The 14562-nt window shown below is 43.6% G+C and carries 15 protein-coding genes and 1 riboswitch; of the genes, 7 read left to right on the top strand and 8 right to left on the bottom strand.

Translation table 11 applies throughout. The features are described from left to right. Nucleotides 1–18 precede the first annotated feature (18 nt). Nucleotides 19–495, bottom strand: a complete 477-nt coding sequence (locus R8G66_34735) for a hypothetical protein (protein ID MDW3197575.1) — start codon at nt 493–495, stop codon at nt 19–21. After that, entirely contained in the window at nt 492–935 is a 444-nt protein-coding gene (locus tag R8G66_34730; protein ID MDW3197574.1) for a hypothetical protein, read from the bottom strand. The genes R8G66_34735 and R8G66_34730 overlap by 4 nt, the downstream gene beginning before the upstream one ends. A 282-nt stretch (nt 936–1217) precedes the next feature. On the opposite strand from R8G66_34730, the gene R8G66_34725 reads away from it, so the two are divergent. The 3 genes from R8G66_34725 (at nt 1218) to R8G66_34715 (ending at nt 4018) form a co-directional block, all read left to right on the top strand. Then, nucleotides 1218–2468, top strand: a complete 1251-nt coding sequence (locus R8G66_34725; protein MDW3197573.1) for a sodium:proton antiporter — start codon at nt 1218–1220, stop codon at nt 2466–2468. 72 nt (nt 2469–2540) lie between these two features. Further along, nucleotides 2541–3638, top strand: coding sequence for a glutaminyl-peptide cyclotransferase (locus tag R8G66_34720; protein ID MDW3197572.1), 1098 nt, complete (start codon nt 2541–2543; stop codon nt 3636–3638). Between the two features lie 83 nt (nt 3639–3721). After that, the gene (locus R8G66_34715; GenBank protein MDW3197571.1) at nt 3722–4018 is read left to right on the top strand and encodes an SCP2 sterol-binding domain-containing protein; all 297 of its coding nucleotides are present in this window, start codon (nt 3722–3724) and stop codon (nt 4016–4018) included. An 8-nt stretch (nt 4019–4026) separates the two neighbouring features. On the opposite strand, the gene R8G66_34710 is transcribed toward R8G66_34715, so the two are convergent. Continuing rightward, on the bottom strand, nt 4027–4401 hold the full coding sequence (locus tag R8G66_34710; protein MDW3197570.1) for a GtrA family protein: 375 nt from the start codon (nt 4399–4401) through the stop codon (nt 4027–4029). Between the two features lie 193 nt (nt 4402–4594). Between R8G66_34710 and lpdA the strand changes: the two genes are divergently transcribed. Beyond that, nucleotides 4595–5989, top strand: a complete 1395-nt coding sequence (gene lpdA / locus R8G66_34705) for a dihydrolipoyl dehydrogenase (protein ID MDW3197569.1) — start codon at nt 4595–4597, stop codon at nt 5987–5989. Nucleotides 5990–6135: 146 nt separating this feature from the next. Beyond that, a complete protein-coding gene (locus R8G66_34700) occupies nt 6136–7239 on the top strand; it encodes a DUF2911 domain-containing protein (GenBank protein ID MDW3197568.1) in 1104 nt (367 codons plus the stop codon). On the opposite strand, the gene R8G66_34695 is transcribed toward R8G66_34700, so the two are convergent. From R8G66_34695 to R8G66_34675, 5 genes are all read right to left on the bottom strand, one after another. Then, nucleotides 7240–8214 (bottom strand): helix-turn-helix domain-containing protein, encoded by a 975-nt coding sequence (locus R8G66_34695; GenBank protein ID MDW3197567.1) that lies wholly within the window; start codon nt 8212–8214, stop codon nt 7240–7242. It abuts the gene before it with no gap. 645 nt (nt 8215–8859) lie between these two features. After that, on the bottom strand, nt 8860–9303 hold the full coding sequence (locus R8G66_34690) for a hypothetical protein (protein MDW3197566.1): 444 nt from the start codon (nt 9301–9303) through the stop codon (nt 8860–8862). A 159-nt stretch (nt 9304–9462) separates the two neighbouring features. After that, nucleotides 9463–10404, bottom strand: coding sequence for a homoserine dehydrogenase (locus tag R8G66_34685; GenBank protein ID MDW3197565.1), 942 nt, complete (start codon nt 10402–10404; stop codon nt 9463–9465). Continuing rightward, a complete protein-coding gene (gene metX / locus R8G66_34680; protein MDW3197564.1) occupies nt 10401–11378 on the bottom strand; it encodes a homoserine O-acetyltransferase in 978 nt (325 codons plus the stop codon). Before metX ends, R8G66_34685 begins: the two co-directional genes overlap by 4 nt. Then, nucleotides 11353–12678: an O-acetylhomoserine aminocarboxypropyltransferase/cysteine synthase gene (locus R8G66_34675; GenBank protein MDW3197563.1), complete on the bottom strand. Its 1326-nt coding sequence runs from the start codon at nt 12676–12678 to the stop codon at nt 11353–11355. Before R8G66_34675 ends, metX begins: the two co-directional genes overlap by 26 nt. Before the next feature lie 192 nt (nt 12679–12870). Continuing rightward, nucleotides 12871–12973: riboswitch (SAM riboswitch) on the bottom strand. Between the two features lie 158 nt (nt 12974–13131). On the opposite strand from R8G66_34675, the gene R8G66_34670 reads away from it, so the two are divergent. Beyond that, complete coding sequence (locus R8G66_34670; GenBank protein ID MDW3197562.1) at nt 13132–13989, top strand: oxidoreductase; 858 nt, start codon at nt 13132–13134, stop codon at nt 13987–13989. Nucleotides 13990–14290: 301 nt separating this feature from the next. Continuing rightward, nucleotides 14291–14494, top strand: coding sequence for a hypothetical protein (locus R8G66_34665; GenBank protein ID MDW3197561.1), 204 nt, complete (start codon nt 14291–14293; stop codon nt 14492–14494). Nucleotides 14495–14562 lie beyond the last annotated feature (68 nt).

The raw sequence follows: 14562 nt of genomic DNA, 5'->3' as shown, positions 1-14562 counted from the left end.
TTTAAGGGGGATCTGGATTTACTCCCCTGAACCCAACAACGCTTTTCCTTCCTTCAGGGAATTGACCATCAGGTCACGTACTTCGATCATTTTCTGCTTCTGACCGACCAGGTAGACGTTGTACGCCGAATCAGTTACACCTTCATCCTGGTTAGGATTAAACTGACGCATCCAGCCCATCATGGCTTCGTGAGATTCGTCTAACTTATCGGCTTGCTCCTGGAGAACTTTTCCTATCGCTTCATCAGAAGTGTTTTCAAGCTTGTCCAATAATGCTTTACGTGTCTTCCGAATGCTTCCCATTTCAGGCATGACTTCATCATGGATCTCCATCACCTCTGCAAACAACTCATCATTGGCATCCTTGTCTATGGTGATGATTTCCTCGGTATCACTGTAAAGGTCTGTTTTATCTTCTTTAGCCTGTTCAGAAGAGCCACAAGCCATTAGCAGGAATATGGGAAGGATAAAAGGGGTACGAAAAAAAGCTTTCATTTGACTAATTCGACTTTTGCGTCTTTGAGGATAAACATGAGATCATTGGCATCAGTACTGTTCAGTTCCAACGTTCCAGTCACCAGAACCAATTTGGATTTATAATCAGTTTCATCTTTTAGATAAGCCTTGGCTACCGTTTCAGGCCCACCTGAACCGCAGAAAAAACACGAAGCGATGGGCAGGGAAGATACAATGATCTCCTCTGGCTTGAAAAGTCCTTCAAACGGAATAATATATCCAGGTAAAGTGATCTCAGTACCAGCCAGTGCCTGAATATCCTCATTGAATTTCGGGACATAAATTTCACCGTACTCATCCGAGCTCTTTTCATATTCGACCTTGGCAAAGGTTTTCCAATTCTTGTAATCCGGCTGCGTCTGTGCGAAGGCACCTACGGTAAACCAAATTCCGATTAATACTGGGAAAATTCTATTCATATCTCCTCCGATTGACGATCAAAATTAATGACAATAACGTCATCCTCCGCTTTTGTTGTATGAAACAACAATACTGAAAAAAAGTTGCTATTGGAACGAATCATGGTTGTGGATCACCTTGTTCTTGTGAATCGCTTTAAAAAAACGTATTTTTGTTACTGATTTTCAGAGCCTTAATATAAATCACCACGAAAAAGCCGGTACGGTTTACAACAATATTGCGCCTTTGGGCCTTATTTTTGTGTTCGAACACGGTGTATTGCGTTATTATAACTTTGGTAGATGTCTATTTTTGATATTATAGCTCTGTTTATTTTCCTTGCGGGCTTATTCATCTATATCAATACGTACTTTCTGAAGTTGCCATCGTCAATTGGATTGATGATCATGGCACTGGTGCTGTCATTGATCATATTCCTGGCAGGTTCTTTATTCCCTTCCCTTGAAATAGAGGCGGTCGAATTAGAAGAATATGACTATGCGGAAGTACTATATACGGTAGTCCTGAGCTTTATGCTGTTTTCGGGTGCCTTGCAAATAGACTTCAAACAGCTCTCAAAAGAACGAACGCCTGTTCTGGTACTTGCTACCACGGGAGTGCTGCTCTCCACCTTCATTATTGGAACACTGGTTTATTTCTTGCTCAATTCTTTCATTGGCATTGAACTCAACTATTTGTACTGTCTGGTATTTGGAGCATTGATCTCCCCTACTGATCCCATAGCCGTAACGAAATTCATCAATCGATTCAACCTGTCCAAAGACCTGGAGATCAAAATCAAAGGCGAATCACTATTCAATGATGGAGTAGCCGTAGTACTGGCCCTTACTTTGTTGGACATTGCGCATGCAGGTGATGATCATACTTTATCCTTATTTGAGGTGGTCTACATTTTCGGAGCAGATGTCGGAGGTGGTATATTCATCGGACTATTCCTTGGCTATATTGGTTATCGTCTATTAAAATATATCGATAACGATCAGGTAGAAGTAGAGATCCTGATCACACTGGCTGTAGTTATGGTCGGTTCATTACTAGCAGATTTCATTCACGTATCGTCGAAACAGGCCGCAGTAGTAATGGGACTCGTCATCGGAAACGAAGGCAGAAGTACTCACGTCAGCAGCGCTGCGGGGGATTACGTATTTAAGTTCTGGAACCTCATGGAGGAATCTCTGGCAGCCATGCTGTTTGTACTCATTGGTCTTGAGATGATCGTACTACCTGCAAGGCTGGATTACTTTGCCGCAGGATTTTTTGCCGTCAATATTGTCATGTTTGGTCGTTGGGCAAGTGTATTCATCCCAATTAAACTCATGTCAGTGAAACGGTCATTTTCTCCGAATACCATATCCATACTCTCATGGGGTGCACTCAGAGGAGGGCTACCCATTGCTTTGTCCATGTCCCTACCTCCTTTTGAAGGCAAGGAAGTCATATTGACCATGACCTACATTGTGGTGGTTTGTTCTGTACTCTATCAAGGGCTCACCGTTCCGATCATGATGCGAGGATTTGCTTCTGAGAAGTAATGTTGGTTTAGGCATCTTAAGTCAATGAAATCCGTAACAGGATAAGTCGAGATGCTTAGTTTCAAAAACTGTATGTCAAAATATCTAAAACTAAACCAGTTCCTTCTGGCAATTGCCGTCTTGCTGATCGTAGGTTGTTCCGATTCAAACACCCAGGAAAAACCTGCATCAAAAACCCCGCTCATCAAGAAGAAAGCGAGTAAGCTTATTGCTCCAGGCATCAATCAGCAATACCAGCTGGGAGAATCCATCAATTTCGAAGTAGCCCTCAAAGACGAAAACCAATTGATCGATTCTGTCACATTGGAGGTTCAGCAGCGAAAAGTGGCTTATACCAATTCAACGTTCACATGGTCTCCGGAACAACCACGAGTTGGTAAACCCAGAATCAAATTGACCGTGTATTTCGATGGTAAAAAAGAAACACACTATCCCAAAGTCCTGATATTACCCGAAGCAAGCCCTGCCCAATATACTTATCGGGTGATCAACACGTTCCCTCATGATCCTTCTGCCTATACACAGGGCCTGTTTTGGCATGAAGGTCTGCTCTGGGAAAGTACCGGCAAGGAAGGTGCTTCTACCATGCGCAAGGTAGATTTAAAATCGGGCCAACCAACGAAGAAAATCGACCTAGATCCTGCTTTATTCGGAGAAGGTGCAGCCATACTTCAGGATAAGATCTATCAGCTGACCTGGACCTCCCAAAAAGGATTCGTTTACGATCAAAACCTGAATCAGACAGGAGAGTTTAGATATCCAACAGAAGGTTGGGGCATCACCACCCTAGAAGAGAATTTGATCATGAGTGACGGCACACATAACCTATACATCATGGAGCCAAATGGTTTTACCGAGATTGATCGGTTGCAGGTATATGATCATGAAGGGGAAGTCAGCGACCTCAATGAATTGGAAAATGTCAATGGCAAGATCTATGCCAACGTCTATGGTAAAGAATACATTGCTGTGATCGACCCGGCTACCGGAGCCGTAGAAGCTACCATCGATTTCGAAGGAATCTGGACTCGAGACAATACGAACAACTCACTCGACTATGTCCTTAATGGTATCGCATACGATGCGGAAGGAGACCGGCTATTCGTTACAGGAAAGTATTGGTCCAACTTATTCGAAGTGGAGCTACTCCTTAGAGGAAATCAGCCCTAACAAATTCTAAGCCCCAAATAATCACTATATTCGGCTGATAAAGGGGCCATACGTTCCTGATATTCAAATAACATCAATCACAAATGAGCTTAGCAGACGCTACCGATAAAGTAAAAGCCCTCACAGAGAACCACGGAGGTAAACTCAAATCCAAGGTTAAATTTTCCTTCCCCGAAGGTGCTATTCACCTCGATGACACGGTGGAACCCACCTCTGTAACCAATGAAGATCAAGATGCAGATTGCACCATCGTTATTCAATTAGATGATTTTGATAAGCTGATGAGTGGTGACCTCAATCCTATGATGGCATTTATGACTGGAAAAATGAAAGTAGAAGGTGATAAAGCCATCGCTATGAAGCTTTCCAGCATGTTCTAAGGCTTCGCTTAAAAAGTAAAAAGGTAATTCATGGTGAAGTTCCATAGAACGACCACCATGATTGCCACAATTTTGGCAAAATAGAAATTCACCTCCATTCTCTTCTCAAGGACGATTAGCACCAGTGTGTTGATTCCCAACCCAATCAGGGACACAATCACAAAAGACAAATATTGTTGCGTCACTTCAACATTGGTGTCCTCAAATGTCCACACCTTATTCCAGTAAAAATTATTGGTAGCAGCCAATGAAAACCCAACGCCATTAGCGATGTATTTATGGAGCTTTGCATGTTCCTTAAGTAGGTAAGTGGCCCCAAAATCGATCGCCATCCCTGATAGCCCTACTAATCCAAATTTTAATAGCTTAAAAAGTAGTTCCACTTAAAATTCCTACACATGCATTGAGGTTGCACAAAAGTAGGACATTCACAATTGAATAATTCCAAAATCGTATTTGGATAATCGGCACGTAAGGTTGTTGTGTGGGATTGGGAAGCTCTTTCTTTTAGTTTAATTTTGCGCCGGGTTTCAGGACCCCTTTATTTTTCCAGAATCAATAATTTGATACAATAATATGGCTTCACAATATGATCTCATAGTAATTGGTAGCGGACCTGGTGGTTATGTCGCAGCCATTCGAGCATCTCAGCTTGGCATGAAAGTAGGCGTTGTTGAGCGTTCCGAATTAGGAGGTATCTGCCTGAACTGGGGCTGTATCCCAACCAAAGCATTGCTGAAAAGTGCTCAGGTTTTTGAATACATCACGCACGCCAAAGATTATGGCGTAGATGTGAAAGATGCCGCCGTAGATTTTGAAGGCATGGTAAAAAGAAGCCGTGGAGTCGCTGAAGGCATGAGCAAAGGCATTCAGTTCTTGTTCAAAAAGAACAAGATCGACCATATCGCCGGCCACGGAAAAATCAAAAAAGGTGGCATCGTTGAAGTAACCGACGAGGCGGGCAAGAAAACTGAATACAAGCCTAAAAACACCATCCTGGCCACTGGGGGAAGATCGAGAGAGCTTCCTGCATTACCTATTGATAATGAAAAAATAATTGGTTATCGCAAAGCGATGGTGATGGAAAAGCAGCCTAAGAAAATGGTTGTGGTAGGTTCAGGAGCGATCGGAGTTGAGTTCGCTTATTTCTACAATTCCATCGGTACAGAGGTAACCATCGTAGAGTTCATGCCAAACATCGTTCCTGTAGAAGATGTAGATGTGAGTAAAGCATTAGCGCGTAACTTCAAGAAAAATGGCATCAAGATCATGCTTGAATCTGAAGTAACCGCTGTTGATACCAAAGGCAAAGGCTGCAAAGTATCTGTAAAAACCAAGAAAGGAACTGAGACACTGGAATGTGATGTAGTCCTTTCCGCTGTAGGTGTATCCACAAACCTGGAAAACCTTGGCCTGGAAGAAACTGGCGTTAAAACCGAAAGAGGCAAAGTGACCGTTGACGATTACTATCAGACCAACATCCCTGGTGTATTTGCCATTGGCGATATCGTTCATGGTCCTGCGTTGGCGCACGTGGCTTCGGCAGAGGGCATCATTTGCGTAGAGAAAATGGCTGGTGAGCAACCACAGCCTTTGGATTACAACAATATCCCTGGTTGCACCTATTGCTCTCCAGAAATTGCATCTGTTGGCTATACCGAAAAAGCAGCCAAAGAAGCCGGATACGAAATCAAAGTTGGGAAATTCCCATTCTCCGCTTCAGGAAAAGCGAAAGCAGCAGGAGCCCCTGACGGATTCGTAAAAGTAATTTTCGATGCAAAATACGGTGAGTGGTTAGGTTGCCATATGATTGGTGCCAATGTAACTGAGATGATCGCCGAGGCTGTTTCTGCAAGAAAGCTAGAAACGACGGGTCATGAGATCATCAAAGCAGTTCACCCGCACCCAACCATGTCAGAAGCAGTGATGGAAGCAGCTGCAGATGCCTACGATGAAGTGATTCACTTGTAAGCTTTAAGTTTACTTTCAATAAAACATGAGCGCCTCAAAAGGGCGCTTTTTTTGGTCAAAAAGCAACTATTCGGTTCTCCTCATTCCCCGAATCAGGACAAAAGGAACACTTCACTCATGGAATTTTGCTGAAAACTCAAAATTCTATGAATCAAAAACAATCCCTTTTGACCGTCTTGATGATATGCATCGGGCTAGGTATCCAAGCACAATTTCATACCATGAAAATGCCTCAGGCAAGTCCGAAAGTGGTAGAAACCCAGCAACTCGGCGTGACCGACATTACCATTGATTACTCTACTCCTGCAACTCGAGGAAGAGACATTTGGAATACGGTGATCAACTCCTATGGTGATCCAAACCTCGCCTGGCGTGCTGGTGCGAATATGAATACACGTATCATTTTTAGTACAGATGTCACCATCAATGGCAATCCACTCAAAGCGGGTGGTTACGGGATCCACATTGATGTGAATGAAGACAGCTACACCCTCATGTTTGCACATCATGATAATCAGTGGGGTAGCTATTACCTGGACAAAGAAGAACATGTTGCCCTTAAAATGTCGGTGCAAGCAGAAACTTGTCCTCCTTCAGAACAGTTGGATTATGAATTCATCAATCGCACCGAAAATACTGTTGACATAGCACTCGAATGGGGAGAGCGACGAATTTCATTTACCGTAGGGGTAGATCTTAACAAGACAGTTACTGAAAGCTTCCGATATGAACTATTGGGCATTAACACCTATCGATGGGAAGCCTGGAATGATGCAGCGACCTGGTGTCTGAATCATGACACCAATCTGGTAGAGGCATTGGCATGGGCCAATCGATCCATTAATGGGGGATACAATGGATTTGCAGCCAATAAAAATGCGACCAACCTGACTACCAAAGCACGCCTTTTACGAAAACTGGGTAAGTCTTCGGAATTGGATGAAACCATTTCAGAATTGGTTGCTGTTGATATGAATCCGGGAGAATTGAATGGATCATCTATTTTCTTATTGCGCATTGAAAAGCCAGCAGCAGCCTTATCCCTGCTTGATCCGGCCATTAAGAAATATCCGAATGCCTGGTACCTAAAACTCAATCATGCCTTGTCCAATTATTTTCTGGGTAAGTCCAAGGCTGCCTTGAAATCATTAGCAATTGTTCAGAAAGAAACTCCCGAGAACTTCCAGGCTCGACTAACTGAAATCATTGATGAAGTAGAAAAAGGGGTTTATAAGATTCCTGGGACCTGATCAGGCAGAAATCAAACTGGCCTTCTTTTGATACGCAGTAGGCGTTTGTCCAGTGCTTTTCTTGAACGCTGCATAAAATGCAGAAGGCGTTGTATAGCCTACTTCATAAGCCAGGGCTTCAATCTTCAGATGCTCCTTCTTCGGGTCAAGGAGCATCTCCTTTATTTTCTCAATTCTAAAATAATTCAGCGTTTCTGGAAAGGTTTTCCCATATAGTTCCTTGACACTTCGAGTGATCAGATAAGAGGGCATATTCAAATCCGAAGCAAATTGCTGCAAATTCATACCGGATTGCCTGAAAATTGCTTGTTGCTCGAAAGCTTCGCGAACCTTTTCCAGTGTTTGATCCGGCAAGCTCACCTCAATTCCTTTAGATAGCGCACCTGTCTTAAACGATTGAAAAAATAGCCAATAGATAAATACAGCAGCGATCACAGCTCCAATGGCATAATCCATCATTGTATTACTCATGTGCTGATAAACCAGGGCTATCCAAACCCCGGAAACAACGATAAGCACACTTCTACTCCAGCTATTGGTAGATTCATTTCGAAAGAAACTGATCCAGGAACAGCCCAGGTAAACCAAAAGAACAGCCGTTGCCGATTCATATAAATAAGTCTCCCATGGACTAGGAGCAACCATGAAACACGCAATCGCTCCAGAAATGGGAATCACAAAGTGCCCTCCATTTTTCTTATGAATAGAACTTGCGCCGCTAACAAGAAACCAGGAAAGTGGTCCGATAGAGGCCAATCCCAAAAATCCAACAGCAAGCCCAATTGGCGCCATGTCATTGAGCAAAAAATAAAAGATAGATTTCCCTACCCGCAATCCAATCGCCAACAAGATCAACCCAACCCAGAGATGCTTAGGGTCTTCTTTACGTTTTATCCCCAGAAAGAATGAGGAAAGGAAAAGTGCTAACGCCACCGCGCTGCCCGCGAGTACACCAAATATCCCAAATGAATTCACATGTACTTCTACGAAATTGATGGGATATGGATGAGTAAGTAAGGATTTTGTGGAATGTTAGCTCTGTTGATGTTTCCGATTTTCAATGAACTTCTTCGGTTTTGTACGTTTCCAGCTTGTGGAAGCTGATAAGTGGTTCATTTTAGCTAGTGAACTACTTGCTTTATTTCGAAGTATAAATGGATAATTATTGACCCAAAGCTTTCGAATATCTGTTTATCCACTTGGTCTTATCTGTAAACAAGTGAAAATACATTATTAGCCCAAGAAATAATGAGAACATTATAAATGAAAAGATATAAAACGAGTCGATTTTCCAAAATCTAACATAATTCGCATTTGGGTACGACTCATTATAGAGAATCTCTAATTTATCTGAAATTCCAACCTTTTTTTGAAATGCATTCTTGTAGGCAGTCAACTGATTATCATATGATTTGTCATTAACGATAAATTCGTATGTGATGATCATCTTCGCCGAATCTTTTGGGTGTTCAAAAAACTCTAACTGTGACGTAATTGCTGTCTTAAAATCAAAAATGTTTAAGACTGAATTATAGAAAGTAACATTATACAGCGATTTTTTCCACATAGTCCCAAACAACAGATATCCAATTACCACCAAATATTTAAAAACCCTATTCATTAGTCCTGTCGGTTGAGGGCTAAGGATTTGATCCCGGTCATGACAGGCCGGTTAAGGGCATCATACTTGGTATAAAGCCATTGGTTTTCACTGGTGATGGCACTGGTGGCTTTTCTTGCGGTAAAGTCTTGTGCCTTCGTGATGTAAATGTCTGGCTTTTTGAATCGAATCTTGGCTCCGGGAGCGCGGACATAGCTTTTGCCCTGGTAGTTCTCGACAATGAACTCTCCGTTTTCCACATATTCAACGTTGCCGGAGGAATTAGTTCCTGAAACAGTCGCTACATTTCTTCGGTTGCCATCCAGGGTCATGACCAGTCGATCTCTTTTGTCGTAGACCATCTCTACCTTCTCTGCGCCGGGCACTTGTTTTTCGATCATGCGGTTGCGATGGTCGTATCGGTACCGAAACAGCCACTGATCGCGGAAGGTCGTATCATTCAAAAGACTTCAGTTCGTTCCAATTGCTGCTACCTGGAATCACCCGAGGGAACAACGATTGGACGATATCACGGTCAGAAGAACGCACCAACGAAGTGACTTCCGTCTCTAGTGGACCCTAGCTGGGTTTCAGATGTATCGGCGAAATTGTAAACTAAACGGCTAAACCAAAACCCGTTCTCTTTCCAAAATCTCTTTCAAATCTCCCAATACAGCATAGCCTGTAGGCAAGCTTCCCGCCCCTTTGCCTATGATCAATTGAGGCCCGCTAAAAGCACCATTGATTTGGATCGCATTGTTCTCAAAATCTACAGGATATAAAGGATCAGTGGCATCAAGCACCAATGGCCGAACGGATGCCTTTACCCCTGACTCATCCTTACCAATACTGGCCACTAGTTTCACTTTCGCATACTCCTTTCGGCCTTGTTGTTGCAGATAAGAGGATAACTGATCGATCCCCTCTCTGTAGATCTGATCAGGTTTTAGAATAGCACCATACGCATGGTAGGCGATAATCACTGCTTTATACACAGGATCATATCCTTGCACATCCAGCTTAGGATCCGTTTCTGCAAATCCCAGGGATTGTGCCTGCTCAAGAGCGGCTTCATATGAAATCCCTTCCTGTTTCATTTTGGACAAAATGAAATTAGTAGAACCGTTCAAAATGGCGCGAACTTCCTCAATGGGCTGCTGAACCAGGTAATTACGTAAAGTCTGCAAAATAGGAATGGCTCCGGCCACCGCTCCTTCATACAGAAAGGTGGTCCCGTGAACATGCCTCAACTCCACCAACTTTTCCAGGTTCTCAGCGATCATTTTCTTATTTGCCGATATGGTTGGAATGCCCTTTTTGAGCGTTTCAAAAACAATTTCCCTGGCCGCACCCGCATCATCAATCAATTCGATGACTACATCAATCTCAGGGTCATCCAGAATTGCTCTCGGATCAGTGGTGAATAAATCAGGTGAGATCCCACGTTCCTTATCGGGGTTCTTAATGCAGATTTTCGAAACCTCCGCTTCAAATGCCTGCTGAGTGATTGCCTCGTAAAAACCCTGTGCGACACACCCAAAACCAAACAGTCCTATTTTCTTCATGAATCGATCCAGTTTTTTATCAATTGATCAATAGCCTCCATCTCTACTAAAAAGCCATCATGACCATAAATACTTTCTATCACCTCCAAAGAGGCATTGGGTATATGTTGTGCTAATAATTTTTGTTCTTCTACAGGAAACAGAATATCGCTGGCTACACCGATGACCAGACACCTGGCCGTAATCCTCCCAAGTGCATCGGCAACAGAGGCAAAATGCCTTCCGAGGTGGTGGCTATCCATCGCTTTGGACAGGTAGTAGTAGCTCTCAGGCGTGAATCGTTTCCTGAGCTTAAATCCCTGATATTGCTGATAGGATGCCGCACTGAAATGATCCCATCGCTGGTCCTCGTCTTTCTGAGAATGATCATAGGTATTGTAATGTCGATAGGACAACATCGCAATGGCCCTGGCTGCTTCAAGGCCCTTCTCGCGATCCTTGTTATTCAATGCCATTCGCTGCGCTTCGTTGAAAGCAATACCCCAGGGTGAATGATAGGCATTGGTCGCAATTGGCATGATATTTTCAAACAATTCCGGTTCCTGAACGGCCCATTCCAGTAATTGCTGCCCACCCATCGAGCCGCCAATTCCGACGTGGATTTTTTCAATTCCGAGATGCGCTCGCAGTTGCTTATGGACCTCTACCATATCATGGATGGTAATGATCGGGAAATGGAAATCCTCCGGTGCAGTGGAACCATAACACGAGCCGAGCATGTTTGCACACACAACAAAATATTTCTCAGGATTGAACCTCCGGCCTTCGCCGAATAATTCTGGCCACCATTCAAATGGGTCACTGTTGGCCGTCAGGGCATGAAATACCCAAACGACGTTAGAATGGTCTTCATTGAGTTCTCCGGCAGTTGTATAACCAATGGTTACCTGAGGGAGGACACCTCCCCCCTCAAGTAAAAATGGCTCATCCACTACCAGTGAAGTCGTATTACGCTGTAACAGGGTTGCTTGCATTGATTTTCTCAAAAGCTTGGGTCAAATCGTCCTTTATGTCATCGATGTGCTCAATGCCCACCGAAATTCTAAGCAGATTAGGAAGTACTCCCGCCGCCAGTTGTTCTTCATCCGTCAACTGCTGATGCGTAGTAGCCGAAGGTTGAATGATCAATGTTTTGGCGTCTCCTACGTTTGCCAGGTGACTCACTAAATTCAAGGAATCCACGAAACGAGTCGCTTGCTCTTTTTCACCCTTAATAACAAATGACAAGACACCTCCAAAACCTCTTTTCAGGTATTTCTTCGCTAGTTCATGGTAGCTGCTGCTTTCCAGTCCGGGATAGTTCACAGATTCTACCTGAGGGTGTGCTTCCAACCATTGGGCAATTGCCAGGGCATTGTCAACGGTGCGTTGCACGCGCAGAGACAGTGTCTCTAATCCTTGCAGGAGTTGGAACGAGTTGAACGGACTCAAAGCAGGACCAAAATCACGAAGGCCCTCTACCCTTGCCCGGATGGCAAATGCGATATTGGGCAGTCCCAATGGGTTGCTTTCTCCGAGAATCTCCCAGAATTTCAGGCCGTGGTATCCTTCCGAAGGCTCAGTGAATTCAGGAAACTTACCGTTGCCCCAATTGAAATTCCCACCGTCAATGATAACGCCCCCAACGGAAGTACCATGTCCTCCAATCCACTTCGTTGCCGAGGCTGTGACCACACTCGCACCATGCTCCAATGGTCGGAATAGATATCCTCCTGCCCCGAAAGTATTATCCACCACCAACGGAATATCATATTTCTTCGCTAAAGCACCAATGGCCTCAAAATCCGGTACGTTAAACCCTGGATTACCAATCGTTTCCAGGTACAGTGCTTTGGTATTTTCGTCTATCAGCTGCTCATAATGCTCCGGCTTATCACTTTCTGCAAATCGAGCTTCGATTCCAAGGCGCTTGAATGCGACCTTGAATTGATTGTAAGTTCCTCCGTAGAGGAAAGAGGAAGAAACAAAATTATCACCGGCACTAAGGATGTTATTCAATGCCAGGAATTGGGCTGCTTGACCGGAACCTGTCGCAACTGCTGCTACTCCGCCTTCCAAAGCTGCAATTCGCTTTTCAAATACATCCGTCGTAGGATTCATGATCCTTGTATAGATGTTCCCAAATTCCTTTAAGGCAAAAAGATTAGCACCGTGTTCCGAATCTTTAAAGGTATAAGAGGTTGTTTGGTAAATAGGCACCGCTCGAGACCGGCTGGTTTCGTCTACTTCTTGTCCTGCATGGAGTTGCAAAGTTTCAAATCTGTGATCTGACATGTGTTTGTGATTTAATAAAGTGAATGAATGAGTAGCGACCAATGCCTAAGGAGGCATCAATGGTTACGCTAGCGAGTTCAATGAATGTGAATCGACTGGACTAGCAACAACAACAGCAACAACCAGTGGATGGCATGCAGAAGTTGATGACTCGATGGATTCGAGGAGCTTGTCCGAAAGAATAATAGTTACTTTTCATATTTCAATTTATCTATCAGGAATTAGCACCTTCCCGTTATGGGTGGGGGTTGCTAGCGAATCATCGAGCCTGTCTCTCCTCGCTTCTTTATAAATCGATTGTCGATTTGCAGTTACAAACGTAGTGTTGAATCAATGAGTTTCCAAAAAACGGAAATATATTTCTTTAAGTTACCTATCAGACCGTTTTCGAAAAACACCATTGAATAATGCCCTAACAGGCATTAAATTGCCAATCAGTTAACAGAATTGACGATGAAAAAAATTTGGTTCATTACCGGTTGTTCCACAGGTTTAGGACGAGAATTAGCTTTATATGCTGCTGATCAAGGAGATACAGTTGTTGGCACCTTGAGAAGTGAAGATCAGAAAATAGCTTTTGATCAGGAAAGACCCGGACAAACTTTTGGTGTGATCATGGATGTTACCAAACCAGAGCAAATCCCACCTGCTGTCAATTTCGCTCTGGAGCAATTCGGAAAGGTTGATGTGCTGGTCAATAATGCTGGCTATGGTTCTTTGGGACCTGTCGAAGAAGTCACTGAAGAGGAAATGTTTCGTCAATTTGACGTCAATGTGTATGGTTGTGTCCGTATGATCCAGGCCGTATTACCAGGCATGCGCGCACAGCAATCCGGTCATATCCTTAACATTACCTCGATTGCAGGGCTCAATGGATTTCCGGGAGTGGGCATTTATAATGGATCAAAGTTTGCCCTGGAAGGCATCGGTGAAGCACTGGCGGCAGAAGTTCGTCACCTTGGCATTCATGTGACCAACATTGAACCAGGTCCTTTCCGAACAGATTGGGCGGGTCGTTCTGCTACGTTCTCTACGAGCGAAATTGAGGATTATCAAGCTACTGCCCACCGAAACATGGAATCGATTCAAGGCGTCAGTGGCAAACAAGTAGGTAGTCCTTTGAAAGCGGCAAAAGCCATGTTTGATGTTACGCAAGTAGATCAACCTCCGGTTCATTTACCGTTAGGGAGAGCTGCTTACAAAAGGGTACGAATTAAGCTGGATGAATTTGCGAAAGAAGTGGACCAATTCGAATATATCGGCTTACCCACGGACTATACCGAAGAGGAATTGAAGGAACTGGATGGGTAATAAAAATAACCATCGCTATCTACGCAAGTACTTGACGCTAACCTATATACAAGACACTACTAATGAAGTACTCATTTTTTGCCATTACATGCGTGATACTCACTTGCGCAAGCTGCAATGGACCAAAACTAAGTGATGTCCGGTACGAAATCAAGAGAAACATACCAAGCCTGCCAGATAGCACACTGGTGATACTCATGGATCAGGAAACGAAAAAACATGGATACTGCCTATTCGCTGAATGGACATTTTCAATTTGAAGGACGGGTAGCCTTTTCCAAATCTCGTAGATGTAATCGCTATGGACCTTTCAGATAATATGATGTTGGCACATGAGCAGTTTTTTCTTGAAAATAAACCCATTGCGGTCAGAGAAAAAGACGGTAAAACTTTCGCAACCGGGTCTGATACGGAAAAAATCTCCAATGAATTCCACAGAGGTCGACGAGCAATCATCGACAGTTGTAAAGCGCTATTAGAGCAGGAAAATTTAATTGCCCCTTAAGGGTTGCGCCTGATTGGTTGAGTTCATTCCATTCCTGATAATATCCTCATCGATAGTATCGGAATGAT

The sequence above is a fragment of the Cytophagales bacterium genome, from assembly GCA_033344775.1.
Taxonomy (GTDB): Bacteria; Bacteroidota; Bacteroidia; order Cytophagales; family Cyclobacteriaceae; genus JAWPMT01.
Note: the sequence above shows the minus strand (reverse complement) of the source record. Positions and strands in the feature narration are given on the sequence as shown.

Excerpts from the sequence above, each read along its gene's own strand:
- R8G66_34700 (MDW3197568.1), top strand. The coding sequence starts at position 6,136 with ATGAATCAAAAACAATCCCTTTTGACCGTCTTGATGATATGCATCGGG.
- R8G66_34670 (MDW3197562.1), top strand. The coding sequence starts at position 13,132 with ATGAAAAAAATTTGGTTCATTACCGGTTGTTCCACAGGTTTAGGACGA.
- lpdA (MDW3197569.1), top strand. The coding sequence starts at position 4,595 with ATGGCTTCACAATATGATCTCATAGTAATTGGTAGCGGACCTGGTGGT.
- metX (MDW3197564.1), bottom strand. The coding sequence starts at position 11,378 with ATGCAAGCAACCCTGTTACAGCGTAATACGACTTCACTGGTAGTGGAT.
- R8G66_34715 (MDW3197571.1), top strand. The coding sequence starts at position 3,722 with ATGAGCTTAGCAGACGCTACCGATAAAGTAAAAGCCCTCACAGAGAAC.
- R8G66_34675 (MDW3197563.1), bottom strand. The coding sequence starts at position 12,678 with ATGTCAGATCACAGATTTGAAACTTTGCAACTCCATGCAGGACAAGAA.
- R8G66_34725 (MDW3197573.1), top strand. The coding sequence starts at position 1,218 with ATGTCTATTTTTGATATTATAGCTCTGTTTATTTTCCTTGCGGGCTTA.
- R8G66_34735 (MDW3197575.1), bottom strand. The coding sequence starts at position 495 with ATGAAAGCTTTTTTTCGTACCCCTTTTATCCTTCCCATATTCCTGCTA.
- R8G66_34665 (MDW3197561.1), top strand. The coding sequence starts at position 14,291 with ATGGACCTTTCAGATAATATGATGTTGGCACATGAGCAGTTTTTTCTT.
- R8G66_34730 (MDW3197574.1), bottom strand. The coding sequence starts at position 935 with ATGAATAGAATTTTCCCAGTATTAATCGGAATTTGGTTTACCGTAGGT.
- R8G66_34720 (MDW3197572.1), top strand. The coding sequence starts at position 2,541 with ATGTCAAAATATCTAAAACTAAACCAGTTCCTTCTGGCAATTGCCGTC.
- R8G66_34685 (MDW3197565.1), bottom strand. The coding sequence starts at position 10,404 with ATGAAGAAAATAGGACTGTTTGGTTTTGGGTGTGTCGCACAGGGTTTT.